This window comes from Nocardia sp. NPDC057455 (genome assembly GCF_042802775.1).
Lineage (GTDB): Bacteria > Actinomycetota > Actinomycetes > Mycobacteriales > Mycobacteriaceae > Nocardia.
The window spans coordinates 13,554-35,635 of the sequence record NZ_JBHVDM010000044.1 but is presented as its reverse complement, the minus strand read 5'-3'; the positions used below and the strand labels follow the sequence as shown (position 1 = coordinate 35,635).

General features: G+C 63.1%; 59 protein-coding genes and 1 tRNA gene. 45 read left to right on the top strand and 15 right to left on the bottom strand.

Annotated features, from left to right (window positions below; translation table 11 throughout):
• Positions 1–71: 71 nt before the first annotated feature.
• The 6 genes from ACFU5M_RS19410 to ACFU5M_RS19385 are packed head-to-tail and all read left to right on the top strand — an operon-like array spanning position 72 to position 1,817.
• A complete protein-coding gene (locus tag ACFU5M_RS19410; RefSeq protein ID WP_379050944.1) occupies positions 72–287 on the top strand; it encodes a hypothetical protein in 216 nt (71 codons plus the stop codon).
• The gene (locus ACFU5M_RS19405) at positions 284–448 is read left to right on the top strand and encodes a hypothetical protein (RefSeq protein ID WP_379050942.1); all 165 of its coding nucleotides are present in this window, start codon (positions 284–286) and stop codon (positions 446–448) included. Before ACFU5M_RS19410 ends, ACFU5M_RS19405 begins: the two co-directional genes overlap by 4 nt.
• A complete protein-coding gene (locus ACFU5M_RS19400) occupies positions 445–882 on the top strand; it encodes a hypothetical protein (protein ID WP_379050940.1) in 438 nt (145 codons plus the stop codon). The genes ACFU5M_RS19405 and ACFU5M_RS19400 overlap by 4 nt, the downstream gene beginning before the upstream one ends.
• A complete protein-coding gene (locus ACFU5M_RS19395; protein ID WP_379050938.1) occupies positions 879–1,205 on the top strand; it encodes a hypothetical protein in 327 nt (108 codons plus the stop codon). Before ACFU5M_RS19400 ends, ACFU5M_RS19395 begins: the two co-directional genes overlap by 4 nt.
• 43 nt (positions 1,206–1,248) lie before the next feature.
• On the top strand, positions 1,249–1,614 hold the full coding sequence (locus ACFU5M_RS19390; protein ID WP_379050935.1) for a hypothetical protein: 366 nt from the start codon (positions 1,249–1,251) through the stop codon (positions 1,612–1,614).
• Positions 1,611–1,817: a hypothetical protein gene (locus ACFU5M_RS19385; RefSeq protein ID WP_379050933.1), complete on the top strand. Its 207-nt coding sequence runs from the start codon at positions 1,611–1,613 to the stop codon at positions 1,815–1,817. Before ACFU5M_RS19390 ends, ACFU5M_RS19385 begins: the two co-directional genes overlap by 4 nt.
• 436 nt (positions 1,818–2,253) lie before the next feature.
• Here ACFU5M_RS19385 and ACFU5M_RS19380 read toward each other — a convergent pair whose 3' ends face one another.
• On the bottom strand, positions 2,254–2,406 hold the full coding sequence (locus ACFU5M_RS19380; RefSeq protein WP_379050932.1) for a hypothetical protein: 153 nt from the start codon (positions 2,404–2,406) through the stop codon (positions 2,254–2,256).
• A 15-nt stretch (positions 2,407–2,421) separates the two neighbouring features.
• Positions 2,422–2,670 carry a hypothetical protein gene (locus ACFU5M_RS19375; protein WP_379050929.1) on the bottom strand — a complete coding sequence of 83 codons (249 nt, stop codon included), beginning with the start codon at positions 2,668–2,670 and terminating at the stop codon, positions 2,422–2,424.
• Positions 2,671–2,813: 143 nt separating this feature from the next.
• On the opposite strand from ACFU5M_RS19375, the gene ACFU5M_RS19370 reads away from it, so the two are divergent.
• Positions 2,814–3,077 (top strand): hypothetical protein, encoded by a 264-nt coding sequence (locus tag ACFU5M_RS19370; protein WP_379050927.1) that lies wholly within the window; start codon positions 2,814–2,816, stop codon positions 3,075–3,077.
• A 289-nt stretch (positions 3,078–3,366) separates the two neighbouring features.
• On the opposite strand, the gene ACFU5M_RS19365 is transcribed toward ACFU5M_RS19370, so the two are convergent.
• From ACFU5M_RS19365 to ACFU5M_RS19310, 12 genes are all read right to left on the bottom strand, one after another.
• Entirely contained in the window at positions 3,367–3,618 is a 252-nt protein-coding gene (locus ACFU5M_RS19365) for a DUF732 domain-containing protein (RefSeq protein ID WP_379050925.1), read from the bottom strand.
• 229 nt (positions 3,619–3,847) lie between these two features.
• Positions 3,848–4,216, bottom strand: coding sequence for a hypothetical protein (locus tag ACFU5M_RS19360; RefSeq protein WP_379050922.1), 369 nt, complete (start codon positions 4,214–4,216; stop codon positions 3,848–3,850).
• Entirely contained in the window at positions 4,209–4,613 is a 405-nt protein-coding gene (locus tag ACFU5M_RS19355) for a hypothetical protein (protein WP_379050919.1), read from the bottom strand. Before ACFU5M_RS19355 ends, ACFU5M_RS19360 begins: the two co-directional genes overlap by 8 nt.
• Before the next feature lie 144 nt (positions 4,614–4,757).
• Positions 4,758–5,096 carry a hypothetical protein gene (locus tag ACFU5M_RS19350; RefSeq protein WP_379050917.1) on the bottom strand — a complete coding sequence of 113 codons (339 nt, stop codon included), beginning with the start codon at positions 5,094–5,096 and terminating at the stop codon, positions 4,758–4,760.
• A gap of 2 nt (positions 5,097–5,098) precedes the next feature.
• Positions 5,099–5,395, bottom strand: a complete 297-nt coding sequence (locus ACFU5M_RS19345) for a hypothetical protein (protein ID WP_379050914.1) — start codon at positions 5,393–5,395, stop codon at positions 5,099–5,101.
• A gap of 47 nt (positions 5,396–5,442) precedes the next feature.
• Positions 5,443–5,769: a hypothetical protein gene (locus tag ACFU5M_RS19340; RefSeq protein ID WP_379050912.1), complete on the bottom strand. Its 327-nt coding sequence runs from the start codon at positions 5,767–5,769 to the stop codon at positions 5,443–5,445.
• A 30-nt stretch (positions 5,770–5,799) separates the two neighbouring features.
• Positions 5,800–5,880 (bottom strand) — tRNA-Asp (locus ACFU5M_RS19335).
• A gap of 6 nt (positions 5,881–5,886) precedes the next feature.
• Complete coding sequence (locus tag ACFU5M_RS19330) at positions 5,887–6,099, bottom strand: hypothetical protein (protein WP_379050910.1); 213 nt, start codon at positions 6,097–6,099, stop codon at positions 5,887–5,889.
• A 143-nt stretch (positions 6,100–6,242) separates the two neighbouring features.
• On the bottom strand, positions 6,243–6,623 hold the full coding sequence (locus ACFU5M_RS19325; RefSeq protein ID WP_379050907.1) for a hypothetical protein: 381 nt from the start codon (positions 6,621–6,623) through the stop codon (positions 6,243–6,245).
• Positions 6,624–6,721: 98 nt separating this feature from the next.
• Positions 6,722–7,012, bottom strand: a complete 291-nt coding sequence (locus tag ACFU5M_RS19320; RefSeq protein WP_379050905.1) for a hypothetical protein — start codon at positions 7,010–7,012, stop codon at positions 6,722–6,724.
• Complete coding sequence (locus ACFU5M_RS19315; RefSeq protein WP_379050902.1) at positions 7,009–7,341, bottom strand: hypothetical protein; 333 nt, start codon at positions 7,339–7,341, stop codon at positions 7,009–7,011. The genes ACFU5M_RS19320 and ACFU5M_RS19315 overlap by 4 nt, the downstream gene beginning before the upstream one ends.
• Positions 7,342–7,358: 17 nt before the next feature.
• Positions 7,359–7,619 carry a hypothetical protein gene (locus tag ACFU5M_RS19310; protein WP_379050900.1) on the bottom strand — a complete coding sequence of 87 codons (261 nt, stop codon included), beginning with the start codon at positions 7,617–7,619 and terminating at the stop codon, positions 7,359–7,361.
• 164 nt (positions 7,620–7,783) lie between these two features.
• On the opposite strand from ACFU5M_RS19310, the gene ACFU5M_RS19305 reads away from it, so the two are divergent.
• The 31 genes from ACFU5M_RS19305 (at position 7,784) to ACFU5M_RS19155 (ending at position 18,701) form a co-directional block, all read left to right on the top strand.
• Positions 7,784–7,906: a hypothetical protein gene (locus ACFU5M_RS19305; RefSeq protein ID WP_379050897.1), complete on the top strand. Its 123-nt coding sequence runs from the start codon at positions 7,784–7,786 to the stop codon at positions 7,904–7,906.
• Entirely contained in the window at positions 7,903–8,472 is a 570-nt protein-coding gene (locus ACFU5M_RS19300; protein ID WP_379050895.1) for a hypothetical protein, read from the top strand. Before ACFU5M_RS19305 ends, ACFU5M_RS19300 begins: the two co-directional genes overlap by 4 nt.
• Positions 8,469–8,762, top strand: coding sequence for a hypothetical protein (locus ACFU5M_RS19295; protein WP_379050893.1), 294 nt, complete (start codon positions 8,469–8,471; stop codon positions 8,760–8,762). Before ACFU5M_RS19300 ends, ACFU5M_RS19295 begins: the two co-directional genes overlap by 4 nt.
• Positions 8,763–8,775: 13 nt before the next feature.
• Entirely contained in the window at positions 8,776–9,120 is a 345-nt protein-coding gene (locus ACFU5M_RS19290; RefSeq protein WP_379050891.1) for a hypothetical protein, read from the top strand.
• Positions 9,117–9,440, top strand: coding sequence for a hypothetical protein (locus ACFU5M_RS19285; RefSeq protein ID WP_379050889.1), 324 nt, complete (start codon positions 9,117–9,119; stop codon positions 9,438–9,440). Before ACFU5M_RS19290 ends, ACFU5M_RS19285 begins: the two co-directional genes overlap by 4 nt.
• Positions 9,437–9,637 carry a hypothetical protein gene (locus tag ACFU5M_RS19280; RefSeq protein WP_379050886.1) on the top strand — a complete coding sequence of 67 codons (201 nt, stop codon included), beginning with the start codon at positions 9,437–9,439 and terminating at the stop codon, positions 9,635–9,637. The genes ACFU5M_RS19285 and ACFU5M_RS19280 overlap by 4 nt, the downstream gene beginning before the upstream one ends.
• A complete protein-coding gene (locus ACFU5M_RS19275; protein WP_379050883.1) occupies positions 9,634–9,762 on the top strand; it encodes a hypothetical protein in 129 nt (42 codons plus the stop codon). Before ACFU5M_RS19280 ends, ACFU5M_RS19275 begins: the two co-directional genes overlap by 4 nt.
• A gap of 219 nt (positions 9,763–9,981) precedes the next feature.
• Entirely contained in the window at positions 9,982–10,650 is a 669-nt protein-coding gene (locus tag ACFU5M_RS19270) for a hypothetical protein (RefSeq protein WP_379050880.1), read from the top strand.
• Positions 10,647–10,898, top strand: a complete 252-nt coding sequence (locus tag ACFU5M_RS19265) for a hypothetical protein (protein ID WP_379050878.1) — start codon at positions 10,647–10,649, stop codon at positions 10,896–10,898. Before ACFU5M_RS19270 ends, ACFU5M_RS19265 begins: the two co-directional genes overlap by 4 nt.
• A gap of 133 nt (positions 10,899–11,031) precedes the next feature.
• On the top strand, positions 11,032–11,619 hold the full coding sequence (locus ACFU5M_RS19260) for a hypothetical protein (RefSeq protein WP_379050876.1): 588 nt from the start codon (positions 11,032–11,034) through the stop codon (positions 11,617–11,619).
• Positions 11,616–12,038 (top strand): hypothetical protein, encoded by a 423-nt coding sequence (locus ACFU5M_RS19255; RefSeq protein ID WP_379050873.1) that lies wholly within the window; start codon positions 11,616–11,618, stop codon positions 12,036–12,038. The genes ACFU5M_RS19260 and ACFU5M_RS19255 overlap by 4 nt, the downstream gene beginning before the upstream one ends.
• On the top strand, positions 12,035–12,319 hold the full coding sequence (locus ACFU5M_RS19250; RefSeq protein WP_379050870.1) for a hypothetical protein: 285 nt from the start codon (positions 12,035–12,037) through the stop codon (positions 12,317–12,319). The genes ACFU5M_RS19255 and ACFU5M_RS19250 overlap by 4 nt, the downstream gene beginning before the upstream one ends.
• On the top strand, positions 12,316–12,438 hold the full coding sequence (locus ACFU5M_RS19245; RefSeq protein WP_379050869.1) for a hypothetical protein: 123 nt from the start codon (positions 12,316–12,318) through the stop codon (positions 12,436–12,438). The genes ACFU5M_RS19250 and ACFU5M_RS19245 overlap by 4 nt, the downstream gene beginning before the upstream one ends.
• Positions 12,439–12,467: 29 nt before the next feature.
• The gene (locus tag ACFU5M_RS19240) at positions 12,468–12,686 is read left to right on the top strand and encodes a hypothetical protein (protein ID WP_379050866.1); all 219 of its coding nucleotides are present in this window, start codon (positions 12,468–12,470) and stop codon (positions 12,684–12,686) included.
• A 319-nt stretch (positions 12,687–13,005) separates the two neighbouring features.
• Complete coding sequence (locus ACFU5M_RS19235; RefSeq protein WP_379050864.1) at positions 13,006–13,281, top strand: hypothetical protein; 276 nt, start codon at positions 13,006–13,008, stop codon at positions 13,279–13,281.
• Positions 13,278–13,607, top strand: a complete 330-nt coding sequence (locus tag ACFU5M_RS19230) for a hypothetical protein (protein WP_379050861.1) — start codon at positions 13,278–13,280, stop codon at positions 13,605–13,607. Before ACFU5M_RS19235 ends, ACFU5M_RS19230 begins: the two co-directional genes overlap by 4 nt.
• Positions 13,604–13,765: a hypothetical protein gene (locus tag ACFU5M_RS19225; protein WP_379050859.1), complete on the top strand. Its 162-nt coding sequence runs from the start codon at positions 13,604–13,606 to the stop codon at positions 13,763–13,765. Before ACFU5M_RS19230 ends, ACFU5M_RS19225 begins: the two co-directional genes overlap by 4 nt.
• Positions 13,758–14,081: a hypothetical protein gene (locus ACFU5M_RS19220; protein WP_379050857.1), complete on the top strand. Its 324-nt coding sequence runs from the start codon at positions 13,758–13,760 to the stop codon at positions 14,079–14,081. Before ACFU5M_RS19225 ends, ACFU5M_RS19220 begins: the two co-directional genes overlap by 8 nt.
• On the top strand, positions 14,074–14,442 hold the full coding sequence (locus ACFU5M_RS19215) for a DUF3310 domain-containing protein (protein WP_379050855.1): 369 nt from the start codon (positions 14,074–14,076) through the stop codon (positions 14,440–14,442). The genes ACFU5M_RS19220 and ACFU5M_RS19215 overlap by 8 nt, the downstream gene beginning before the upstream one ends.
• On the top strand, positions 14,439–14,894 hold the full coding sequence (locus ACFU5M_RS19210; protein ID WP_379050853.1) for a hypothetical protein: 456 nt from the start codon (positions 14,439–14,441) through the stop codon (positions 14,892–14,894). The genes ACFU5M_RS19215 and ACFU5M_RS19210 overlap by 4 nt, the downstream gene beginning before the upstream one ends.
• Before the next feature lie 2 nt (positions 14,895–14,896).
• Positions 14,897–15,094, top strand: a complete 198-nt coding sequence (locus ACFU5M_RS19205; RefSeq protein WP_379050850.1) for a hypothetical protein — start codon at positions 14,897–14,899, stop codon at positions 15,092–15,094.
• Positions 15,091–15,273 (top strand): hypothetical protein, encoded by a 183-nt coding sequence (locus ACFU5M_RS19200; protein ID WP_379050847.1) that lies wholly within the window; start codon positions 15,091–15,093, stop codon positions 15,271–15,273. The genes ACFU5M_RS19205 and ACFU5M_RS19200 overlap by 4 nt, the downstream gene beginning before the upstream one ends.
• Complete coding sequence (locus ACFU5M_RS19195; RefSeq protein ID WP_379050844.1) at positions 15,270–15,554, top strand: hypothetical protein; 285 nt, start codon at positions 15,270–15,272, stop codon at positions 15,552–15,554. Before ACFU5M_RS19200 ends, ACFU5M_RS19195 begins: the two co-directional genes overlap by 4 nt.
• Positions 15,551–16,381 (top strand): hypothetical protein, encoded by an 831-nt coding sequence (locus ACFU5M_RS19190; protein ID WP_379050841.1) that lies wholly within the window; start codon positions 15,551–15,553, stop codon positions 16,379–16,381. Before ACFU5M_RS19195 ends, ACFU5M_RS19190 begins: the two co-directional genes overlap by 4 nt.
• Positions 16,378–16,542 (top strand): hypothetical protein, encoded by a 165-nt coding sequence (locus tag ACFU5M_RS19185; RefSeq protein ID WP_379050838.1) that lies wholly within the window; start codon positions 16,378–16,380, stop codon positions 16,540–16,542. The genes ACFU5M_RS19190 and ACFU5M_RS19185 overlap by 4 nt, the downstream gene beginning before the upstream one ends.
• Positions 16,539–16,799 carry a hypothetical protein gene (locus ACFU5M_RS19180; protein ID WP_379050836.1) on the top strand — a complete coding sequence of 87 codons (261 nt, stop codon included), beginning with the start codon at positions 16,539–16,541 and terminating at the stop codon, positions 16,797–16,799. The genes ACFU5M_RS19185 and ACFU5M_RS19180 overlap by 4 nt, the downstream gene beginning before the upstream one ends.
• The gene (locus ACFU5M_RS19175) at positions 16,796–17,179 is read left to right on the top strand and encodes a hypothetical protein (RefSeq protein WP_379050834.1); all 384 of its coding nucleotides are present in this window, start codon (positions 16,796–16,798) and stop codon (positions 17,177–17,179) included. The genes ACFU5M_RS19180 and ACFU5M_RS19175 overlap by 4 nt, the downstream gene beginning before the upstream one ends.
• A gap of 2 nt (positions 17,180–17,181) precedes the next feature.
• Positions 17,182–17,613 (top strand): hypothetical protein, encoded by a 432-nt coding sequence (locus tag ACFU5M_RS19170; RefSeq protein WP_379050831.1) that lies wholly within the window; start codon positions 17,182–17,184, stop codon positions 17,611–17,613.
• Between the two features lie 13 nt (positions 17,614–17,626).
• Complete coding sequence (locus ACFU5M_RS19165; protein WP_379050829.1) at positions 17,627–17,845, top strand: hypothetical protein; 219 nt, start codon at positions 17,627–17,629, stop codon at positions 17,843–17,845.
• Positions 17,842–18,180 (top strand): hypothetical protein, encoded by a 339-nt coding sequence (locus tag ACFU5M_RS19160; protein ID WP_379050827.1) that lies wholly within the window; start codon positions 17,842–17,844, stop codon positions 18,178–18,180. The genes ACFU5M_RS19165 and ACFU5M_RS19160 overlap by 4 nt, the downstream gene beginning before the upstream one ends.
• On the top strand, positions 18,165–18,701 hold the full coding sequence (locus ACFU5M_RS19155) for an RNA methyltransferase (RefSeq protein WP_379050824.1): 537 nt from the start codon (positions 18,165–18,167) through the stop codon (positions 18,699–18,701). The genes ACFU5M_RS19160 and ACFU5M_RS19155 overlap by 16 nt, the downstream gene beginning before the upstream one ends.
• Here ACFU5M_RS19155 and ACFU5M_RS19150 read toward each other — a convergent pair.
• Complete coding sequence (locus ACFU5M_RS19150) at positions 18,625–19,143, bottom strand: endonuclease VII domain-containing protein (RefSeq protein WP_379051009.1); 519 nt, start codon at positions 19,141–19,143, stop codon at positions 18,625–18,627. The genes ACFU5M_RS19155 and ACFU5M_RS19150 overlap by 77 nt on opposite strands.
• Positions 19,144–19,292: 149 nt before the next feature.
• On the opposite strand from ACFU5M_RS19150, the gene ACFU5M_RS19145 reads away from it, so the two are divergent.
• The 7 genes from ACFU5M_RS19145 to ACFU5M_RS19115 all read left to right on the top strand — a co-directional run bounded on the left by ACFU5M_RS19145 (position 19,293) and on the right by ACFU5M_RS19115 (position 21,872).
• Complete coding sequence (locus ACFU5M_RS19145; RefSeq protein ID WP_379050821.1) at positions 19,293–19,481, top strand: hypothetical protein; 189 nt, start codon at positions 19,293–19,295, stop codon at positions 19,479–19,481.
• Positions 19,478–19,729: a hypothetical protein gene (locus ACFU5M_RS19140; RefSeq protein WP_379050818.1), complete on the top strand. Its 252-nt coding sequence runs from the start codon at positions 19,478–19,480 to the stop codon at positions 19,727–19,729. Before ACFU5M_RS19145 ends, ACFU5M_RS19140 begins: the two co-directional genes overlap by 4 nt.
• Positions 19,726–20,406: a DNA polymerase beta superfamily protein gene (locus ACFU5M_RS19135; RefSeq protein ID WP_379050815.1), complete on the top strand. Its 681-nt coding sequence runs from the start codon at positions 19,726–19,728 to the stop codon at positions 20,404–20,406. Before ACFU5M_RS19140 ends, ACFU5M_RS19135 begins: the two co-directional genes overlap by 4 nt.
• 112 nt (positions 20,407–20,518) lie before the next feature.
• Positions 20,519–21,019: a hypothetical protein gene (locus ACFU5M_RS19130; protein ID WP_379050812.1), complete on the top strand. Its 501-nt coding sequence runs from the start codon at positions 20,519–20,521 to the stop codon at positions 21,017–21,019.
• A gap of 33 nt (positions 21,020–21,052) precedes the next feature.
• The gene (locus ACFU5M_RS19125; protein WP_379050809.1) at positions 21,053–21,220 is read left to right on the top strand and encodes a hypothetical protein; all 168 of its coding nucleotides are present in this window, start codon (positions 21,053–21,055) and stop codon (positions 21,218–21,220) included.
• Complete coding sequence (locus tag ACFU5M_RS19120; RefSeq protein ID WP_379050806.1) at positions 21,220–21,696, top strand: DUF6221 family protein; 477 nt, start codon at positions 21,220–21,222, stop codon at positions 21,694–21,696. The genes ACFU5M_RS19125 and ACFU5M_RS19120 overlap by 1 nt, the downstream gene beginning before the upstream one ends.
• The gene (locus ACFU5M_RS19115) at positions 21,693–21,872 is read left to right on the top strand and encodes a hypothetical protein (protein WP_379050803.1); all 180 of its coding nucleotides are present in this window, start codon (positions 21,693–21,695) and stop codon (positions 21,870–21,872) included. The genes ACFU5M_RS19120 and ACFU5M_RS19115 overlap by 4 nt, the downstream gene beginning before the upstream one ends.
• Positions 21,873–22,082 lie beyond the last annotated feature (210 nt).

Sequence of the window (22,082 nt, the reverse complement as noted above, 5' to 3'; positions counted from 1 at the left end):
CCGCTCGGCGAACTGTCCAACTACACGCGCTGGTGGACGCCGATCGCATGGCATCCCAGGAGGAGAACGAAATGAGCACCGATGACGACCTGGGCGCCCTGCTCGACGCCCACCAGAAGAAGCAAGCCGAAGCCGTCGACGCCGAGTTCACGCCCATTGCATGGGTGTGCCACAACTGCGCGGCGCTCGTGATGAACCGCGAACACCATCACGGGTTCCATCAGGTGCTGGAACAGCTCGCGACCACGACCGCCGACGCAATCGGGAAACTGGCGAAAGCGATATGAGCGCTGCAACGGAAGCGTTCGACGAGCACGTCGACCAGCACGGCTGCGGAGATGCCGACAGACCGAACTTCAACGGCGGAATCGTGTACTGCGACGAAGCGATGCGGTTGTTCCGAGCGATCCCGTTTGATGATCCCGACTTCCCGGTGGTGTTCGCGTGACCGCCACCTGCTCGACGTGCGGTAAGCCCGTGTTTCCGCACCCATACCGGCACCCCATCACAATCGTCGGAGAGGCGCCCGCGGAGCCCGCACCGAACGTTGTCCGAGAGATCGAAGCCGTGCTCGCCGATCTGCTCGACACATACGCCGAACTGCGGTCGAGGTACATCCGCGGCGACGCCAATGACTACCACTCCCTGAAGGGGCTCGACGTGAACCTCGCCGATGAGTGCGCCGGCATCCGGCAAGCCGCGTACCTGATCCGCAACCACCGCGACGGAACCTCCGGTATGGGCCTGCCTGTCTATCTGTGGGATGAATGGGCGGAACGGGAACGCGCTGCGTCCGAGCGGCTGGACCAACCTGGTTCAGGAAACCCTGCCATTCCGCGCTGCACGGAAACCCGCAGTAACCCGAACACGGAGACGACGTGAGCGACTTCCCGTTGATTCGCCGGCCACTCGACTCGGACGGGCATGGCTGGCGAGACTCGTTCGCTCCGTCATTGATCACCCACTCCCAATGGGGGCTGCTGCCACCCGCTCAGGATCTGCGCCCACTGATCAACTGGTCGTACACGTCGGTGCAGGTAGTCGACGCAGACGACACAACCTATGTGGATGATGCGGGGTTCCTGCCAGGAGATCGAGTGTGGATCGAGCAGGACGACAACGGATGGTTCGTGCGAGTCGAGCGGGATGGCGCCGAATTCGTGCGTCGGATGAACATCAAAACGGAGGCCACTGATGGCGAGTAAGAAGAAGCTGCGGAAACTGGCGAAATGGTGGCGCCGCGACTACATGAAGATGCGCAACAGCTACCTCAAAACCAGGGACGAACTCGAAAAGCTGCGCGCCGTGACCCGTGACCTTCTTGCAGAGTGCGCGAAGCTCGATCCCGAACTGGAGCGGACGATCACCGCCAAAGCTGATGCTGTCCGCGACCTGATACCGGGCGAACCGTGGACGTTGGCGCGAATCGGCAGGCTCCGGAACAGGCTCCTCGATGAGCGCACCAGCGACTGGACCGATGAGCTGCCCGACGAGGCGCCGAAACTTGCCCAGGCTGTGTCGACCGTGAAGAAGGCGCAGTTCGGCGAACCTGGCACCATCCTGCACAACGAAGCCCTGCTCGACGACGATCCCCGATACCGGCGGTCCGCATGAGCAGTGGACAGTTGCCGCGGTGGCCGGAGTTCTTCCCGCGCATGAAGTACCGGGCACGGAAACGGCACGGCCGGAAGATGCGCATCATCTACTGGGACAAGGACCTCAACCCGGTGTGGCCGCAACCGGACTTCGGCGGGCTCAATGTGGTCGTCTACGACGAAGCGATGCAGTGGAGCGGAGTGGAGGACGAGGCGGCGTGATCTTCCGTCTCCTCGGCACAGGGTCCCGCCGGCTCACCGACTGGTGGGCTATCGGGCGCGTCCTCGGCGAAAGACTGACCTGTCTGCCAGCAGGCTCGACGCTCATCGCGGTCCACGGCGCCCATTGCGAAGGCTTCGACAAGATCATGCACTCCTGGGCGACGTCACCAACGATCGCCGCCCGATACCCCGACTACACGATCATCGCCGAACCACATCCCGCGGATTGGTGGCGTGACTGCGATCAGAACTGCCGCCACCGACCGCGGCGACCAGGCGGACGATGCGCTGCGGCTGGCCCCCTGCGTAATCAACACATGGTTGATCTCGGCGCCGACGAATGCGTTGCCTGGCCCATTGGCGACGGTTGGTCTGGAACAAGGGATTGCATGCGACGCGCGGAGAAGGCGGGGATCCGGATCGTCTTGTTCGGCGACTAGCCCCGCTGCTGCCGTTCCTCGTACAGGATGTCCTCCGACCGGGCCGCGAGATCAGGTTCCGCCTGCATCAACCCCGCGAACGATAAACGCCGACGACGGGCAGACTCATCCTGCTTGTCGGGCTTCTCGTCACGGTCGTCCGGGGTCATGGCTTCATCGTAGCCCTACGCTTCGCCGCGCAGTTCTCGCGCGTACGCCAGCAATCGGTGCTTCTCCTCATCCATCAACCGCTCAATCTCGGCAGGATCCAACGCATCCTTCAACCCGTCGAGAAGGAATGCCCGAGCCTGGTCCGCGACCGACACACCCCGGAGACGGGCGTACCGGGTTAGGTTGGCGAAGTCCTCCGGCCGGAACCGCACACTGAACGTACAGTTCGCGTCCTTCGCGACGTCCTCCGGTGCTTGCTTCATCCCACGCGGCATAGCCTCGAACGCTCCTATTCCTGCTGGTTGATGCCATAAACGGTAGCAGCCGCGAGCAATCTCGAACATGTCAGACGTTGCGCCTAGGATGCGGTCAAGCCTGCGCGCAACTTCTATATGGAGGTTTAGCAATGACCGACATCACGACCATGGAGCAACTGCGCGAGTTCACCCACTCGGGTGCCCTAAGCGGGACTATCACCGGCGAACTCGGGGAACTGTTCGCTAAAGGCGTCAGCGCATCCCCGCCGCTCCCCATCACCTACCAGCGTCATACGCAGCAACGCGAATGGAACGGCGAAGCGATACCGTCATCGCCCGGCGACTACCTCGTCCACTTCGGCAACACCCGGATCCCGCTCGGGAACATCCTGTGGAAGCTGGGCATCGAGTAGCTAGTCGTCACTGGAGTGTGCCGCCCCAATGCTCGCGGTTGAACGCCTCGATCCGGGCGCGGCACACTCCACACAGAAGGCCACCAGGACCAGCCGGGCGCTCGGTACAGATGCTGCATAGCTTCGGTTCGTCGCTCACGGCGTGATCGTAGCTACCCGCGGTGACAGGACCCGACAGCCACAGGCTACAGTCAACCCGTCACAGACCAACACGTGCGGTCGCGACGATTACCCCAAAGAGCCCCGAACCACATTGGTTCGGGGCTCTGTCGTCGTTTGGAACGAGTAGTCAGTTGACGCCCGTGAGCTGATCCGGGCAATACGCCGACGCCGCAGCATGAATGAAATTCGCGGCCTCACCAAGCTTGTCACCACTCGCATGAACACTCCCATCGGGCTGCACCTCCCCATCCGCCAGCATCGCGATCAACGCCATCTTCTGACCCGCACGCATCTGCTTGCATGCGCTATCGCCAGCCTCGAACAACTGTCCGCGGTCGATGCCCGTCTTCCAATGATCGTCAAGCAGCGACAGGAACACTCGGTCGGCGTCAGTTATGCTGCCACGCCGCAAACTCGTGGTCGGCGCCGCAACCGGCTGCGCCGGCGCTGCCGTGGTTGTCGACACGGGTTGGGAGCCCCCGCTCTCAGTGCATGCCGCGAGGGCGACTGCTGCCGCGGCAGCAATGAGGATAGGGACGATCCGGGACCGGAACATGGTTTCTCCTGGACGGATTGGAAGAATTCGGCAGTGGAGCGCGCGGTGCTGCTCACTCATCGCTGCCGCACGGCGGGATGTTTCGCTCCTGTACATGCTGTGCGGCGGCGATCAACGCGGCAGCAAGCGACAATGCCTGCTCCACTGCGCGTGCAGGGTTAGGAACGCTCAGAATCGAGATCCGGCCGTCGTCCTCGATCTGAACCCGAGGGCGCCCCTCCGAATCGCCGCCGACAAGCCACGACTTCATGCCCCACTCATCGACCACCATCTCCGGCAGCTTCACCAACGCGAACTCACTCAGAACTGCGTCGGCAGCGTCACGCGCCAATGACAGCAGGACCGCTCTACCTACCTCGCTGTCGCCAACATGCTCGGCCAGAAGCTGCGTCAGTTCGTCGCGCAACCCGTTGCTATCCATCTCTCTTGTCCTGTTCCTGTGAGTGTTTCGGCGGTCTATCGGCGATTTCGCCGAGCATGGCCAGCAGTAGACGCCGACCATGCCCCGGAAGCGTCGGATCCGCCCGAATCGCCGCCTCGCTGTCAGCGTCAGGCTCGGCCAGGACAATCCCCATATCGGCAAGAACAGCCCTCGCAACCGTCGCGGGCGTCACCCCCAAGCCAGCTGCCAAACCGAAAATCGTGGCCCGGCTCAAACTCGGATTAGCACCCGTCGCAACGCGACTGATGTTGCTTTTGCCCAGCTTCTCTCCGCGCGCCTTCGCCCTGGCGACAACATCAGCGTCAGACAGATCGTCGAGGCGTTTACGTTGCTCGATCAACGCCCCAAGCTTCGAGCTCTCACGTTCTATGCCCATCGCGCCTCTCCCGTTCCTGCTCATGCTTCGGCTTCCGCTCATACTGCTTCCCAGACGGCACCGGTTGCGCCGCATTCGAGGAACGCTGGGCTTGCCGGCGACGCCACGCAACCAAATCCGGGCGCTCAGGCTCAGGCGGCGCAGTCATCGCGGGGCGTTTGGGTTAATCCGCGCTGTCTCATCGACAGCGCCCAACTCATCGAGGATCGCGATCACCTCCCGCAACGTGCTCGGCTTGGCCTTGGCCATGGTCTCGAAGAACTCTGGCATCTGAGTGAACGCCTTGTATGCATCGGCGAAGATGAGCACCCTGGTTGTCCAGCATCCGAGATGCTGTTCCTCGATAGAGAATTCCCAATCGACACCGCCACCGCTAGACGAAGCCATGACGGAGAGAGTGGGGTGCTCGTCGATCAGCACGTCCCGGTACCAGGCTTCTGACTTGATGATGAAAGCGAGACGGCAATCAGTTTCGAGATGCATGGCTATTCGGTCTCCTCGGTGAGTGGCAGAGCTTCCGCCCAGTCACGGACAACGATCGGCGCGTACCCGACAGAATCGTCATAACCCCGCTCCGCAAGCATCGCCTGCAACACGCGAATCGTGGTGCGGATCTGCTCGCGGCCCTTCTCCCCCGGTACGCGATCGATCAACTCCCGCAGGTGATCCGGCGACCACCATTCGACAGCGTCATAGCCGAGCATGCTGTTGATGCCCGCGAGGACCTTCGACGCGAGTAAGGCTTCGTCGCGGGTGACGGTTGGGGTTGGGGTGTCGGTCATGCTGTGGTTCCTTACATGTGTGACTTGGGGGGTGAGATGCTGGCGAATCAGGCGGCATACCGCTGGTAGAAGCAGTCCTCGCCCGTGATCAGCTGGAGCGCGGCCTTTGCGGTCACGCGGGTCCAGTCGTGCCAGTACCCGCACGCGATGCCCGAGAAAAACCGATACGTGCCCGTACCGCGCGTGTGCCAAGACATTTCGACTTTCGTCTGCACATCGCAGCCTTCCGGAAGCCAAACCGCTTTGAACTGAACGAACGGACAGTCACCCGTGTCGACACCATGCACGATCGAGAACGCCCGCTTATGCGCAATAGCGGCATCGATGAGTTGAGTGAGCGCCTTCGGGGGAACGAACGGCGTTGCGGTGTCCATCAGTCTGTCCTGTCTAGTGACGAAACGGGTTGGTGGGTCGTGTAGGGATCGAACCTGCGTCCGCGGGGTGATCGCCTGTTCCCGCGCGCTCTACCGTTGAGCTAACGACCCGGCGGGTTACGCCTTGATGATGGTTACTTTGGAATCCCACGACTCCAGATCCATCGTCTTGCCGCCGACCAGCCTCACTTCGACCCACTCGCCCTCCTGGTTGCACTTCCACTCGGGTGCGGCTTCGACGATCTCGCCTTCGAAATACTCGCCGCTCTCGGTGATCTTGTCGCCGGGCTGAACCTTGCTGACGGCGATCGTGCGCTTCTTACTGCTCATGTCAAAGTTCCGATCTGTGAGAAGTGGTCGGGGAGTGTGGTGGCTGGTTCGCGGGAGACGCCGTTGTCTCCCTCTGCACGACGTTGTGCAGGACCAGCCACCACCATTCGGGAAGTTGGGCGCGCCGGGCGCGACGCAAACGACTAGGCGTTGAAGCCCCGGAGCATCCCGGCGAAGTTCCACGAATTCAGAGCAGCCTCCACGTTCCTGTGCGTGGTCGTCGCGTGCCTAGGCATCGAGAGCAGCACGTTGCCGCTGGAGGTGATCCGCACAGCCGCTCCGCACGCGAGACCGTCGAGAAGGATGTCCTGCCAGCCGCACTGATCGACGGTGCCGATGCTGACATCGGTGCCGCGGTCGGTGCGCGGGGCGTACTCGCCGGTCCGGGCGTCGATCACGCGGAAGGCCCGACCGGCGTAATGCGCAGTGCACCAGTCCGCAGACCGCCTCGCCGCATCGATGTCGGTGAAGCGACCGGGCCAGATATCGCTGCCCTGCGCGAGGGCGAAGGTGGTGACGTTCATCTCGGGCTCCTTTGGTGTGCTTCCGGCTACATCTAGAACCATACATGTTGTGTACGCCACACGCAATAGTGTGCACGACACGCTACATTGCGAACCGGTTACGACCCCTCTTGCTCATCCTGCCGCGCCAACGCCGTCAACACATTCCCCAGCAGGACGCTCAACGCCGGATCGTGAACACTCCGACCCGAACGGATGTCGCGGATCATGAACTCCACACCCCGCCGATGCGCACCCACCAACACCGCGAACGCCTTCATCGCCGTGTTGTAGAGGTCCGCCTTCGTCATCCCCGTAGCAGCCGACAACTCCAGCACATACTGATGCGTATACGGGTCTTGCGTGAACGTGAGCCGGCGGTCGGCGCCATTGCGATTCGACTCGGTCACGACGGCACCCACAGCACGATCACCGCGCCATAGTTGTGCAGCAGCGTCTTAGCGGTCAGCGCTGAACTGCCATTACCCCAGAGGCTTTCCAGCTCGGCCAGGTTCTGCCAGACCGTGCGGGACCGGACGGCGAGCACCACGGAGTCGATCGGCAAGGCGTCCAGCTCCTGGACGGTTTCGATGCGTCGCGGGGGTGGACGCCAGCCCTCGGCGATGAGGCGTTTGGCGATCGGCAGCCAGTATCGGTCGCGGTAGAACCCGATCGACGATTCGCGGTCGCCCTCCCGCTTGAGCGCGTCGGCGAGCTGGTCTTGGGCGCTTTTGCTCATGGTCGTGTCCTGCTCGGTCAGTAGTTGAAGACGGCGGCGAGTTCCGCGGTCGCGCGCAGCTTCAGTGCTGCGATCGGCATCCCTTCGGCGCGCGCCTGGAGGTACGGCGGCGGGGGAGTGGCAGGCCATTCGGTGGCGAGCGGGTCGGGTCCGGTGAGGGCGTAGGCGCCGATGTCGTCGGGCCGGCGGATGTCGTCGTGGTGGCGCGGGTGTGTCCAGTGGTGTGCGCGGTGCATGAGGTCCCGCAGCGGGTGGTGATGCGTTGTGGATGTAGTCATAGGGCTGACGGTACGCGTAGTATGTAGTGCACGCAATAGTGTTTCGCGTATGCAAGATCGTTATCAGACGGCTTTTGCGCACCACCTTGTGTAGCGCACACCACACCATGTAGCGTTAATTCAACACAACAACCGGCTGCCACCGGATCAACGAAAGGCCCGACATGAGCGACCGATTCGAGTGGATCCCCGTCATCCACGAAGCCTGCAACGGACAGGGCTGCACCGAATGCGGCCACACCGGAGAGCTGTCGGTCCGCGTCAACGTGCAGGAGTACGTGGCATGACTAACTGGACCGGAACCGGCGCGCACCGCACCCGCACGATCGAGTGGCAAGAAGGCGAGCGGTACAAGACCAAGTCGAACGGGTCGTGCGGGCGCTACGTCGCCGTGATGGCCGCGAAGGCCGAATGCACGTGCGGCTGGAGCAAGCGCGGCGAAGATCGCGCCGATGCGCGCTGGCGGGCACGGGCGCATCGCGCCACCATCGCCGTCGCCACAAAGGATCTCGCCGCGCTTGTGATGCTGATGAGCGAACACGCGATCCCATTCAGCCTGTTCCCTGCGCTGCGGAACCTCGATGACGTTGCCCGCGCCGCAGGCGACGATGCCACTGTCCAGCCGCACCTTGCTGACCTGCGGCCGATCCTGCAGCAAGCGAACCGGCCGTGGCTGTACATCGAGCACCCATACATTCCGCGGCTGATCGCCGCCGTCGAGCAGGCTGATCGGTGGGAACCCGTCGGGATGATCGACTCCGCAAAGGGCTGGTGTGAGCGCTTAGCTTCCGCCCATGGGGTTGAGTTCGACCAGTGGCTGCGGAAGGTCACGCCCGAGGTCGATGCCGCATGAACATCACCCAGCAGGTGCGCAGCCTGTTCCGCAACCACGACACCCGCGTACACGGGCGCATCGGCAACGACTCGCTGTTCACCGACCGGTGCGACGACTGCGGAGACCAGGCCACCGTCCTCACCGAAACCGTCACCGAACACGGGCGCGGCGCCGAACGGGAGGGCGGCATCTACTGCCTGTACTGCGCCATCGGAGCCGTCGACTGGCTGACCTGCGGCGACGCCGACCAGATCACGGTCACCGTCCCCGCCTCCCTCATCACCCTCGACCAGCCCGCCGCAGCCTAGGAAGGACCCGGACATGGGTTACTACATCTACGACTACGTCAACATCGACCGTGTTCGCGCCGACCTCAAGCTCCCGGAAGACGACGACCGCATCGACCTCGACATCGACTGGGACGCGAGCGAATTCGCCGATACCTGGTGCGACGTCCACCGCCACCTTCCCGCCGCCGTCCACGTCACCTACTGGCGGCGCGGCAGCGACGAGGCGGAGCAGACCCCGTCATTCAGTTGGGGCGTCGCCGCAGAGGAGATCGCCGAAATACTCGCCGACGCCCGCGTTGACGATGACGCCGGTATCGACATCAAGGTCAACGCCTGGTTCCTCGTGTACGCACTCCAGCCCCAGGTCGCGGCATGATCCACACCATTCGCCTCGCGTCCATCAGCGATGTTCTCGGCAATACGAGGGCCATCACGCCCGTCTACTACGGGACAGCCAAGCCCGTCGGAATCGCGCCCGGAACCAACATGCTGATCATGTACAACACTGAGCGCGGCACCGCGTTCCTGTATGGCCAGCCGTACGGCCACCACTCAGGCGACATCGCGTGCCGCATTCTCCACGGTGACGTGCTCGCCATCGGTGACAACCAGTTCCAGGTCCACTGCCCCGAGGACTGGCCGAAACGCCCACCCGAACTGCATCGCATTGATGGCGAGAGCGGCGGTGCGGCATGAGCGACGACCTGATCACCGCTACCTGCACAGTCTGCGGCACCGGCATCCACTGGATCGAGTGCCCGACGGGCGGCTGGTGGGCGCACGAAGTGCACCCCGCCGACCACCACGATGCCGCCACCCTCGTCGAGGTCGAAGAGGACATGACCAATGACGGCTGGTGGATCACGGTCGGCATCAAAGGCGGTGCAGCATGACCGCGCCGGCGAACCGCGAGTCCCGCTCGTTCTGGTGGGCGTTCGCCGCCCTCGTGTTCTTCGTCTCCCTCATCCCTCTCTGGTTCGCGCTGATGGTCGCCATCGCCGGAACCATCACCGCCTAACCCGAAAGAACCCACTAATGAGCCACGGAGAAACCAGCTACTGGGAACAACCATTCGCGTCCTGCGACGGCTGCGGGCGACGCCTCTGGGCCTACGAAGACGAAGTGGTGCTCACGTACGTCCTCAACGAACGGGCCGAACCGGTCCTCGATAACCCACGCCACTACCACCCGAGGTGCCTGGCAACCGCCGCCAGCGCGCGCGACCAGGAGAATTGAAGTGACCGAGAACACGAACGAAGCCATCTGGTACGCGATCCGGCTGCCCGGCGGGAAACTCGCCAACGACCTTCCCGACGTGCGCTGCGGCTACCCGAAGATGACGGAACTCCCGGGCGGCACACACGTCTACCTGTGGGACAACGACACCGACCCCGTCCGGACGATCAGGGCGATACAGGTAGCGGTCAAGACCTGGGGACTGGCGGACCTGTTCGAGGCGAACGCTGAGGTCGTGCAAGTGCGGCTCAGCTACCAGATCCTCGACGGCAACGAGCCCGCGCCGCTGCCCGAGTATCACGCACTCCCTGATGGTGCCGAAAAGCGGATCCGCAGCCTCATCAGCGTCCTCGAAGAGGCGCAGCAGCGAGACCCGGACTGGCCGGTCAATGTGCCTGCGCTGATTAGGCAATTGCGGCTCACGCTCCCTGATCCGTCGACCGTGGAGGACGAGCCAGCTGGTGAGTCTGAGCCGCGCACGTGGAAGTCGGCGGCGGAGGTGCCCAACGGCGCGTCATTCCGTGCCGTGAACGATGGCGACTCAGGTCGCACGTGGCGACGCGAGCAGGCGTTTCGCGCGCTTTGGCCTCACGGCGAAGGCGAACTCTACGACCTCAGCGAGATCGACCACATCGGCCGCGTAGGCGGATTTGTGGAGGTGCCGTGGTGACTGACCCGAACCCCGGCGACCTGCGCGTCTGGTACGTGCCCTGCCCGCCACGCTGCTCCTACACGCAATCGGTCGCCAACCTGGCCGAAGCGCTCGCTGTCCTCGACTTCGTTCGCCTCGTCCAAGCCGGCGTCCCCACCCAAATGGGTGTCGTCCGTTGGCAGCCCGACGAGGACGGCGATTACGAGTGGTGCGACGTGGAAGACGACGAACTCGCTGATGTAGCAGCCGTTATAGCCACCCAATAGACCTTCGAGGTTGACCGCGGCGACCCACGATTTGCGCGCTGACGGCAATTGAGGAGGAGGAGCGCGGCGCCCGAGACCGGGAACACCTTTCGGGCGCCGCCCCTACCAAGACCCGCAAACAGGAGAAACCCCAATGATCGAGAACACCAGCAAGCGCGATCCGCTCATCCACCTGCTCGGCGCGATGAGCGACGGCAGCGATCGGTACATCACCGACATGGAAGCCGCCGGACAGCAGCAGATCGTCAACGGCACGGAGATGCCCGTCAAAGGCCCGTGGGAAGAACTCGAAGCCCTCGGGTTCGTGCGCGGCGAACAGGTCGATGAGCTGTTCGTGCGGGCCATCCTGCCCGACGGTTGGCGCAAGGAAGCGACCGAGCATTCCATGCACTCGAAGATCGTGGATGAGCGCGGTGTCGAACGAGTCGGCGTGTTCTACAAGGCCGCGTACTACGACCGCCGCGCCGACTTCCACATCGTCAATCCCGGTCCAGCGTTGGCGCGCAAGGCGGCCTGGGGTGATGACCCGATCGGCCTGCCGGACCCCTGGGGTGTGCTGACGGACGCCGAGAAGCGGGACTTCGCCACGGCGCTGGACCGGGAACTCGGCGATCGGCTCGACCACCTCCAGTACTACAGCGGCGACGGGCTGGCGCGAGAACAGGCGCGCATCGAACGCATCCGCGCACTCATCGCGTTACTTCCGGCCACCGACGCGTGACCACCACGACCCGATCAACCCCAGGAAACCCCATGTCCCACAACATTCCGCTGATGCGCCGCGTGTACGAACAGGTCACGCAAAACCCCGACCGACACGACCAATCCAAATGGCGTTACTGCCTCGCCGGCTGGACCATCGAGCTGCACGGTGAATACGGGTTCCTGCGTGATCCCGGTGTCCGTGACTGCTTCCAGGTGCTCGACTTCCGCACCGGCAAAAACGAGGACATCGAGGTCGTCGCGGCCCGCCTGCTCGGTTTGATGGATGAGGAAGCCGCCGGCCTGTTCGCCTCCAACAACCGGGACGCGGTCGCCTGGCTGGAAGACATCCTCGTCGCGCACGACATGCACGAATTCGACCTGATCACCGCTGGTTTCACCGAGGACGACTGGCCGATTGGTGAGGTGACGGCATGAGAGGCGACTCCTACGGCGGGTACGCGTCACGCAACTACGAGCACCTGGAAGTGCTCGCCGAAAACCTTGATTACGCGCCGAAGGATCAGCAAGAGGCCGCGTTGAAACGCTACCTCGACGCCCTGCACGCGAACGCGAAACAACGCGCGGACCAGGCCACACCCGCGGAACGCATCGACGAACTGACGCAGCAACGCGACCAGTTGGAGAAAGCCCGCAAGCGCCGTGCAGAGAAGGCGCGGCTCAAGAACCCCGACACGAACACTTGGAGAATCGCATGAACCTGGCCCTGCTCGCTGCCGAGGCTGCCGAAGCCAACACCAACCCGTGGGCCGAAGTACTCGCTATGGCAATCGTCTTCGGGTTCCTGGCGTTCTTCATCTGGCGCATCACGCGCTGACAACGACGAGCGGACGATAGGAGAGCTGCGTGATCAAGACGGCTACGAACTCGACGGTCGAGTTGCGCGTGGAGCCGCAGGCGAGTCCGGACAGTGAGCGTTTCGCGTCGCTGGTGGTTGAGCATCCCGGTAGGCGGGTCGCGGTGGCGCTCGACGAGAACGAGCTGCGCGAGTTGATCGGTGACGCAGTGGAGGCGTGGTGCGCGCTGAAGCAAACCGTCAAAGATCAGCAGTCACCGGTTAGTTAACCCTCATTGGTGCTGGTGGGGCGGGCTTTCGAGCCCGCCCCTTCGTCGTGTACAGCCCTGTTGCAATCAAGTAGTGTGCACGATACGCTATAGCGTGTAAACAACAACCCGGTTGGTCTCGCAACCCTTGATCCAACGGAGGACCAATGCCGACATCCGACCGGCGACCTCTGCTTCACCTGCTCGGCTTCATCGCCGCCCCCTTCATCGTCCTCGCCGGCGCCATCGCCGCCCCCTTCATTGCGGTGATGTCTCGTTGACCCGCCGCCCCGATCCGTTCGCGGGCGCGAAATGCCGCAGCGACGAACATGACCAATGGATGCGTGAACATCGTGGCTCCCAATGGGACTACCGCGTCGACAACGAATCCGTGACCGAGCGGGCTGCGCGACATCGGCGGTCGATAGGACTGTGCGCCGCATGCCCGGAAACGGCCCGGAAAGCATGCCGGGACCTGCACGACGAACTCACCAACCACTACAACGACCGCGTCCCAGGGATTTGGGCTGGTGTCGTCTACGTCGACCGCGACCCCGACAAAGAACCCGCCACCAAACTGCTTGCCCTGTACACGCGGCAGGAGCTGGCGGCATGACTCACTCCGATCGAGAGGCAATTCCAATGACAGTGCGGCGATTCCGCAAGAAGCCCGTCGAGATCGAGGCGATCCAAGTAACGCCGCACAACTGCGCTGCGGTAGCGGACTGGGTCAATGGCAGGCCCGGCGCCTACAAAGCGGGCTACGCAGGAAAGGCTTACCCCGACATCGGAGGTGTCGAGATCCCCACCCTGGAAGGCGTGATGCGGGCGGCTTGGGGCGACTGGGTCATCAAGGGCGTCCAGGGCGAGTTCTACCCATGCAAGCCGGACATCTTCGCCAAGACGTATAACGAGGTCAGCGTTAGCGAGACGACGAAGTGACGGACAACCCGTACGAAACCCCGATGGCGCAGGGCATCCTGCACGGTTTGCAGCGTATGCGGCACATGTACGAGGGCACTGTCCCGGAGCATGTGAAAGCCAAACGGCGCGCCAAGAACAAGGTCGCACGGAAGTCGCGGAGGAACAACCGTGGCTGAGCACCTGCACACCGTCGCCATCACGGGTGACGAGGATGATCCCAAGATCCAGTTCACCTGCCACGGCGACCGCGACGCCGAGTGCCACAGCTACCCGGACTGCAAGTGCGAGTCCTGGATCCCCGGTGATCACGAGCACCCGTTCGTCCCGCACGACGAGTGCTGGATGAAGTCGTGGTTCGACAACGCCGACCAAGGCGGCGTCGAACCCATGCCGGAATTCCTGGCCGACTGCGACATCACGCCCGGCATGTCCGGGCCGATCAAGACGCAGTTTTGCTACGCCTACGTCGAGTGGGAGTTCATCAATGGCTGACGCAGTGTTCCACCCGTCGCACTATTCGACAGGTCGTTTCACCATCGAGTGCATCGCGATCACACGGCACATGTCCTGCTGCGCATCGAACGCGTTTAAGTACACGTTTCGTCACCGCGAGAAGAACGGCTTGGAAGACCTCCGTAAAGCCGCCGTCTACCTGCGGTGGGCGATCGAAGACGCGCATCCCGCCGTCCTGCCTGGACGTGAACAGCATGTGCGGGAGCTGGTCGCGGAACACATCTTGCCCTACTCGATCGGGCACTACGAAGCCTTGATCGACATTGCGTCCTCCAACTATGCGGAGGCGCTGAATCGAGTCGAGTCGGCGATCCGCGACTACGAGCGGGGTGCGGCATGAGCATGCGCGACCAGCTCGCCGCCCTGCTAGCTGAGCACCTGTACGACAGAGGCGATTACGTCCCGGACTGGCCCGAGGACGAGCGGGACTTGCACCGCGACCCGGACGCGTGGAACAGCTTCGACGAACGCCGCGAGAAGGTGCAGCGGCTCCGGTTCGAGAAAGCAGCGGACGCGATCCTTGTCGAGTTCACGGTGGTCCCCCGCTTCGAGATGGTCGAGGGCGGCGTCTACCGCAACGAGCACGGTGGCGAACTGCACGCGATCGAGCAGACGGTGTACCTGCACCCTGGCCGACGCTGGAGGGTGCCTGCGTACGTTTTCGGTGAGGTCTGGCTCATGGAGTCCCGCAGCGACGAGTACGGCACGATCCCTTACCTCGTCACACGCGAAGGTCTGTGGGAAAACGGGTTCGTTCTCGTGGACTCCGCGGACGAGGACGGTGCGGAGTGAGCATGCAGTGGGTTCGCGACAACTACGGCGTGCCAGCGAAACGCGGCGGCCGGATCCGGTACACGGGCGACGAGACGCCGCAGCTCGGCACCATCACGGGCGCCCGCCGCGGCGGACTCCGTATCCGCCTCGACGGCGACAAGCACCCGATGCCCTTCCATCCGACATGGGAACTCGAATACCTGGACGGTGCCGCATGAGCGTGAAGTGCCTCGGCTTTCAATGGATCGGCCAGCCGTTCACATCCTGTGATAGCTGCGGCAAACCGTACTGGGAGCACACCCACGACGAGCGGATGCGTAACGGCCGACTGTTTCGCAAACTCATCAGCGCCGAGGAGAGGGCAGCCGTCCGCCGCAAATGGGAGGGCTACCGGTGACCACCGCCGTCCCGCCCGATTTCGTGTACATCCAGCGCGCCGAAAAGCTGATCCACGCGTTGCCCACGGGCACCGAGTTCGTCAACGCCGACATTTACGCACAGATGAAAAAGGCCGGTTGGCCTGACATGAGCGAGCCGCGCCAGTTCGGGCCGATGCTGATGCGGCTCCGACGCGAAGGCGTCATCGAAAAGGCGGGCGTGCGGGCTACTACTGCCCGATCGCATGGGGGAGTGGCGTCCGTGTGGCGGCGCACCCAGATGGTCAAGGAGACATCGTGACCGACCGTGACCTGATCGCCGAAGGGCGGGCGAAATTGGACGCCTTCCACGCGTGTCCGTCGTCAGGTCGGGCATTCGAACTCGCCGAATGGGCCGGGATAAACCTGCCCGCCTTGCTCGACAAGATCGGGTGGTTGCGCGTCTGGAAGGCTGGCGCTGAACTGACACTCGCCGAGGACAAGCGCTACATCGACGAGGCCAACTCGGGCGAATTGGTGCGACGGCTTGCCGCCGAACGTGACGAGGCCCGCCAGGCAATCGAAGTGATGCAGACCGCGCACGAATCGCAGCTGACCCGCATGGCGAAGGAGCGGGCGCGACTCCAGCGCAAGGTCGACCGACTGGAGGCGGCGCAGCGTCCCCCACTCGGGTACGAGGACTTCGCCGCCACGATCAACCAGCAGGCCGACCGTATCGCGAAGCTAGAGCGTGAGCGGGACGCAGCGAACCTGACCCTCGATCGTGTGGCCGATGAGTTGGGATGCAGTCGGGACCAACTCGACCTGTGGTCCGCGCGGCGGATCGTGGTTGAACGAGACAATGCCCGCGACCGCGTCGCTGAGCTGACGACCGCCCTGGCCGAGGCGAACGATGCGCGCATGCGACATCTTGACGTGAACGAGCGGCTGCGCGCCCGTATCGCTGAGTTGGAGGCGGGGCAACGTCCCCCGCTCGGGTACGTGGTCGCGCGCGAGCGAGGGAACGAGACCAGCTTCCATCGGGGCTTCTACGGCAGCATCGCTGCCGCGCTCGACGCGGTGGGCGCTCACCCTGCCCCGCGCGGTGTCCGGAACTTCGTCGCCGAGATCCGAGAGGTGCAGCCGTGACCGCCGATCCATTCACAGCGGCAGACGCTATGGACGACATCCGGCAGACGCTGGCCGACAACGGCTTCGACATCGTCCTCACTTGGGGTCAGGGTCTGATCTACCGGATGCCGAACGGTGACCGGTTTGAACTGCGAGTGGCCAAGAAGAGGGGCAAATGATGAGCACCTTGACTGAACACCGCGCGGACAGCATCGAACACCTCGACCACGAGCCTGAATGCGACGGATGCAGCGCCACGGCAGTGTTCGGACTGCGCAGCCACGGATGCATGGAAGCACTCGGCTGCGTGGACTGCACCAAAACCACCTGCGACCACATTGACGCCGGCATCAGCAAGTACGGAAGCATCCTCTGCCGCTTCTGCCACAAGGCTTTCCAGCGCCGCACGAACTTCACGGAGGTCGTGCCGCTGTGACGAGCAAGCAGAAGCGCAGAGGCGACGACCATGAGCGCGCGCAACGCGACTACTACCGCGCCGAAGGCTTCCCGCACGCCGAACGCACCAAGGCGGGCTATGAGCGCGACGGCGGGGACGTGCACTTGGATCCAGTGATCGGCATCGCGCCCGGTGTCATCAGTCAATGCAAGAACGTGCAGTCGCCGCGCTGGTCGGAATGGATCAGCGAGTTGCGGGAACAAACCGCGAATGCCCGCGCCGAGGTCGGATTCCTCGCCGTGAAACGCCGTGGTGTTGGCGCGGCGGGGGAGCAGTTGGCGGTGATGCCGATACGTGAATACCTGGTGCTGTTGCGGCGTGCCGGGTACGGGGAACCAATCGAAGCAGGAGAACACTGAGCATGGGGCTCGACACCACCCACGGTTGCTGGCATGGCGCTTACGGGGCGTTCAACCGTTGGCGGAACAAACTCGCCGAAGTCGCGGGCTACGAACTCGACATAATCGGCAGCGAAACCTACCGCTCCGAAACTCCCGTCATCGACTGGGGGCTGGTCACCGCGGCGAACATCATGGGCGAGTGGGATGCGATTCCCTGCCGCCTGGATGGAAGCCCCGACCCACTGATGCTGCTGATCGCGCACGCCGACTGTGAAGGCATCATCCCAACGCGATTCTGCGACCCGCTCGCCGACCGCTTGACGGAGTTGCTTCCAGCACTTCCCGCCGAAGCCGACAGGGGGCACATCGGCGACTGGCGGCAGAAGACGCAGACGTTCATTGATGGGCTCCGCGAGGCGAGTGAGGCGGGCGAAGATGTCGAGTTCCACTGAATCAGAGAGCCGCATGAGCATGCGTGAACCACTCATCCCCGACCGCGGGGAACCGCCCCGAACCGAGAAGCAGTACCGGATCACGTACCGAGACGAGTACGGCGCCGAGTTCGTGGTGTTGACCGACGAAATCAGCTACCTCGCTATCCGCCGCCAGTTGGTGACAGCGGGCTACGACGTGGCGATGCAACGCCGCCGTGTCGACATCTCAGCGTGGGAGATGGTGGCATGAGCGAGCGCATGAGTGACGAACTGTTCACAGAGATCGCCCGCGCGATCCCATACAGCTACGAGGCCGGCGACTACCCCGACGATCTGAGCGACGAGGCGCGCGAATTCCTCGGCCCGGACGGCGGAACCCTCGCCCTGATGAACGAGTTGAAAGCCGAGCGGGAACGGGTGCGGCTCGCGATCAACATTGCAGACACCGAACAGTTGTACCGCCACGATCCGGGCGCCCCTATCCCCGCCTGTTGGATCACGTACGCGCTCCGACCGGACGTGTACGACCAGCCTGACGAATGGGAAGCAGTGTTGAACGAGGTTGCGCAGTGGGGGTCGTGGTGAGCGCGGGCTACTGCGGCGTGGCTGTATGGCATCCCAAGCATGAGGTCAACATCGGCACCCTGTGGCGGAGCGCGCACACGTACGGGGCGGCGTTCCTCGCCACCGTCGGCCGCCGCTACACACAACAGGCATCTGACACCTGCAAAGCACCGAACGCGATCCCTCTGCACCACTACGGCGACATCGACGACCTGATCGCGCATCTGCCGAGCAGTTGCCCACTAGTCGGGGTAGAACTCGACGACCGCGCTGAAACGCTCACCACATTCCAGCATCCCGACCGAGCGCTGTACCTGCTCGGCGCCGAAGACCACGGCATCCCGCCCGCGGTGTTGGATCGCTGCCACTACGTGATTCAGATTCCGTCACCTGCTGCGTGGTCGTTGAATGTCAGCGTCGCGGGAAGCCTAATTCTTCATGATCGCTACTCCAAACGGGAATTAGCTAAGCGGCAAGAGGTGGCTGCTGATGGAACTCCAGGTAGTCCGCAGCGCGCCGAAGAATCGCGGGGTCGTCTCTGAAGTGGCCTATGGAAACATTGCACGAGTTGCAGAGAAGGCCGCGAATCTTCCCCGTGGTGTGGCAGTGGTCGACATGAAGACCACCCCGACCATTGGGCGGACCACCGCATATTTCGCACAACCCGTTGCTGTTGCGGAATATGGCACGTACCTCGTCGTGAGTGATATTGAACTTCTTCGAGAGGTAGGTGAGGCGTTCACGCTCTCGATACCTCTCAATATTATTCTGCCTGATCGCCTTACTGGCCTTGCTGGCGCAGGGTCGGCAGTGGGGGTAGTAGCCATCTCGGCGGCGAGGCTCTGGGCGGAACTCAGTTCGTGGCTTCACGGAATCGCAGAGCGTGCAGTACTTCTGATCTGTGCCATCGAGCGGCTGTGCCCAACGGTTGCTCTTACCGGGATGTCCGTTGGCTCGCCAACGCGCGTAATGCTTGGGGCACATTCCGCGCGCCAGGAAGCGATTCTGACACCGCCCTTCCCCTGGAAGATCGACTGTGCATTGCTGTGCAGTATACTTCACACTATGAAGTATAGTGCACTATGCAACTGGTTTGGCGATCGCTTCCTGAAGCGCCGGCGAGCGGACGTGGCATGAGCATCGACCCCCACGACCCGGAGTACCGGGAGTACGCGCTGATCTGGAATGCCATCGCGAACGCGCTTATCGACGACGCGGCAGCGAACGGGCGCGAACGGCCCTGCCTCGTCACTCGCGACCGGATCGCCAACCGTGCCTGGCGAAACCTTCACCCCGACAGCCCATACGGAGCAACCAAATGACTAGCAGCAAGACCACCACGGCGGCGTCGACCGGCAGCAGCGGCATCGGATTCGGGGGCGCCCTGTTCCTCGTGCTCCTCGTCCTCAAACTCACCGGGTACATCGACTGGTCGTGGCTGTGGATCACCGCCCCCTTGTGGATTCCTTTCGCGTTCGTCGGCGGGATCCTGATCATCGCGGGAGTCCTGTACGGAATTGCCGGAATCCTTGACTTCTTCGAGCGCCGTGGCGAGGAACAGCAGCGGTGAACCTGCTCTTGGAGGGCGTCGTCGGGTCCACGGCCTACGGTTTGAACACACCGGAGAGCGACATCGACTACACAGGCATCTACGTCGAGCCGACCGCCAGGTTCCTCGGTTTGCATCCGCTGTCGCGGGAGAAGGCAACGAAGACCGGCAAGGACGGCGCTGACGCGACCTATCACGAGGTCGGTAAGGCGCTGTACCTGATGTCGACCTGCAACCCGACGGCATCTGAAATCCTATGGCTGGACGACTATCTGCACATGACGGAGTTCGGTGAGGAACTGGTTTCTCTGCGGTCGAATTTCCTCGCGGCGCAGCGTGTACGGAACGCGTTCTTCGGCTACGCGGTGTCGCAGTTTCATCGGCTCGTGGAGCGCGGCGGGTTCAAGGGTTCGTTGGATAAGCGGCGCGAGAAGCATTCCCGGCACACCATGCGCGTTCTGTGGCAGGGGTTCGAGCTGTACACGACTGGCATGCTGCCGATCCGCGTGCCCGATCCGGCCCCATTCTTCGAGTTCGGTCAGCGGATCGTGTCCGAGCCGGATGCGGCGTCGGCGAAAGCGTTGATCGCCGAGTATGAAGCCAAGTTCGATTCGGCGAAGACGGTGCTGCTTTCTGAGCCAAATGAGGCGCCAATCGAGGATTTCTTGCAGCGGGTCCGCCGCGCGCACCTCGACTAGACGAATCCGCGTTTGACTTCGCCGATACGGTTAAGTAACAGCCTGCAAAGGGGAGAATGGAATGGGCTCTAGCCCAAGCGCTGACGTGTACTTCGGGTACGACCTCGGCGACATGACGGACCATGACACATGGGATTCACTGTGGCCTGAATGGTGGGATGGCGACGAAAAGTGGGAAGACGTTCTCGCTCAGCGTCTCGGCTGGGAGGAAGTGCCGCTCTCAGACGACTACCCGAGACACTGCGAGTCGATTTGGATGCTAGATGGCGCCGAACTCCGGGCCGCTTTGGAAGCGCGCCAGAAGGCAATCGAGGATTACGAGTCTTCATCGGCCGCATATCAAGCGTATGCGGCGAGCCGGGACCGCAAGAGAGAGTTGCTGGCGCAAATTCCGGTGGAACTCGATACGTACGGGTGGTCCGAGGGGGATTCGGTGTGGGCGTTGCGGGTGAAGCCGTCGGTGCAGCATGTGGATGACTGGGGTTCGGTCCCGTTGAAGCCGCTGGACGTCGATCCCGCGTGGGCTGGGCAGATCGCGCGGTTCGTGGAACTGCTGGAATTGACTGTGCCTGAGGGTGGCCCCGGCTGGCACCTGAACTGCTCGTACGGGTAGGTCGACGTGAATCATTTTCTGCTGACTTGGTTCGTGCGTGCGGGGTTCGCGGTTCAACTCGTCGCGGCGTTGCAGGCTGCCTATGCAGTGGGCAAGGTCGACGGCTGGCAGTTCGCTATCGGCGCGTGCGCGGTCGCGTCGATGCTGTTCGGAGCCTATGTGGTGGCGCGGCTCGCGTGGAAGAACATGGTGCTGATCTGATGACGATTGTCGAGTTCATTGAAGCGCGGCTGGCTGACTGGGAGAATCTTGCCAAGTCTGCGACCGAGCTTCCCCAAGTGACGGTGAAGTATCCGGAGAAGCGTCCGCCGTGGGAGCCGGAACGGTGGGCGGTCGATCACTTCTGGGATGTTGTCACCGTGAACGGTGCCGCCGACCCGATCCAGTTCGATCCAGGTGGCGGCGGTGTGCGAAGCGGGCACGTGTCGGCACTGATGGCGGAATTCGATCCTGCGATGGTGCTGACAATTGCTTCTGGGCTGCGAGGTATGGTCGATGACGCGATCTGGAACATCAGCAACCTCGACGGCGAGTTCGGCGACGGATGCGGGGAAGGCGACATCAGGGCGGGGAAATGTAAGTACCCATCCTCGCATCCGGACCAGTCACCCAGTTTGCGGGCACTGGCAACATTCTGGGCGGCGCATACAGACTACCAGCCGGAATGGGCCGCATGACTGTCGCGGAGTTGATTGCGCGGCTGTCGGAGTTCCCGCCTGAGTTGAGTGTCCAGATTGAGTATGAAATCCCGGTCGAAGGTGGCGGGTGCATACTCGAAACCCAGTTCGCGACTGGCGTGAAACTGGAGTCACCGAAGTTCCCGTGGCGGGAACCGGCCGTGATCGTGTTCTGATTTCAATCGCCGTTTGACTTGATCGATAAGCTTGCATTAGCACAAAAGGAGTTGCTGATGGGGCCGATTGAATGGGATGACGATCCGTTTCTTCCGGACAACCTGCGGGACCATTACGAATCCCAGGAGGATGAGCCGGATGAACCGGATTGCGATTAGTGTTTTGGCGGCGTTTCTGGTGGTGGCTGCGTGGTTCGCTTGCCTTCCTTC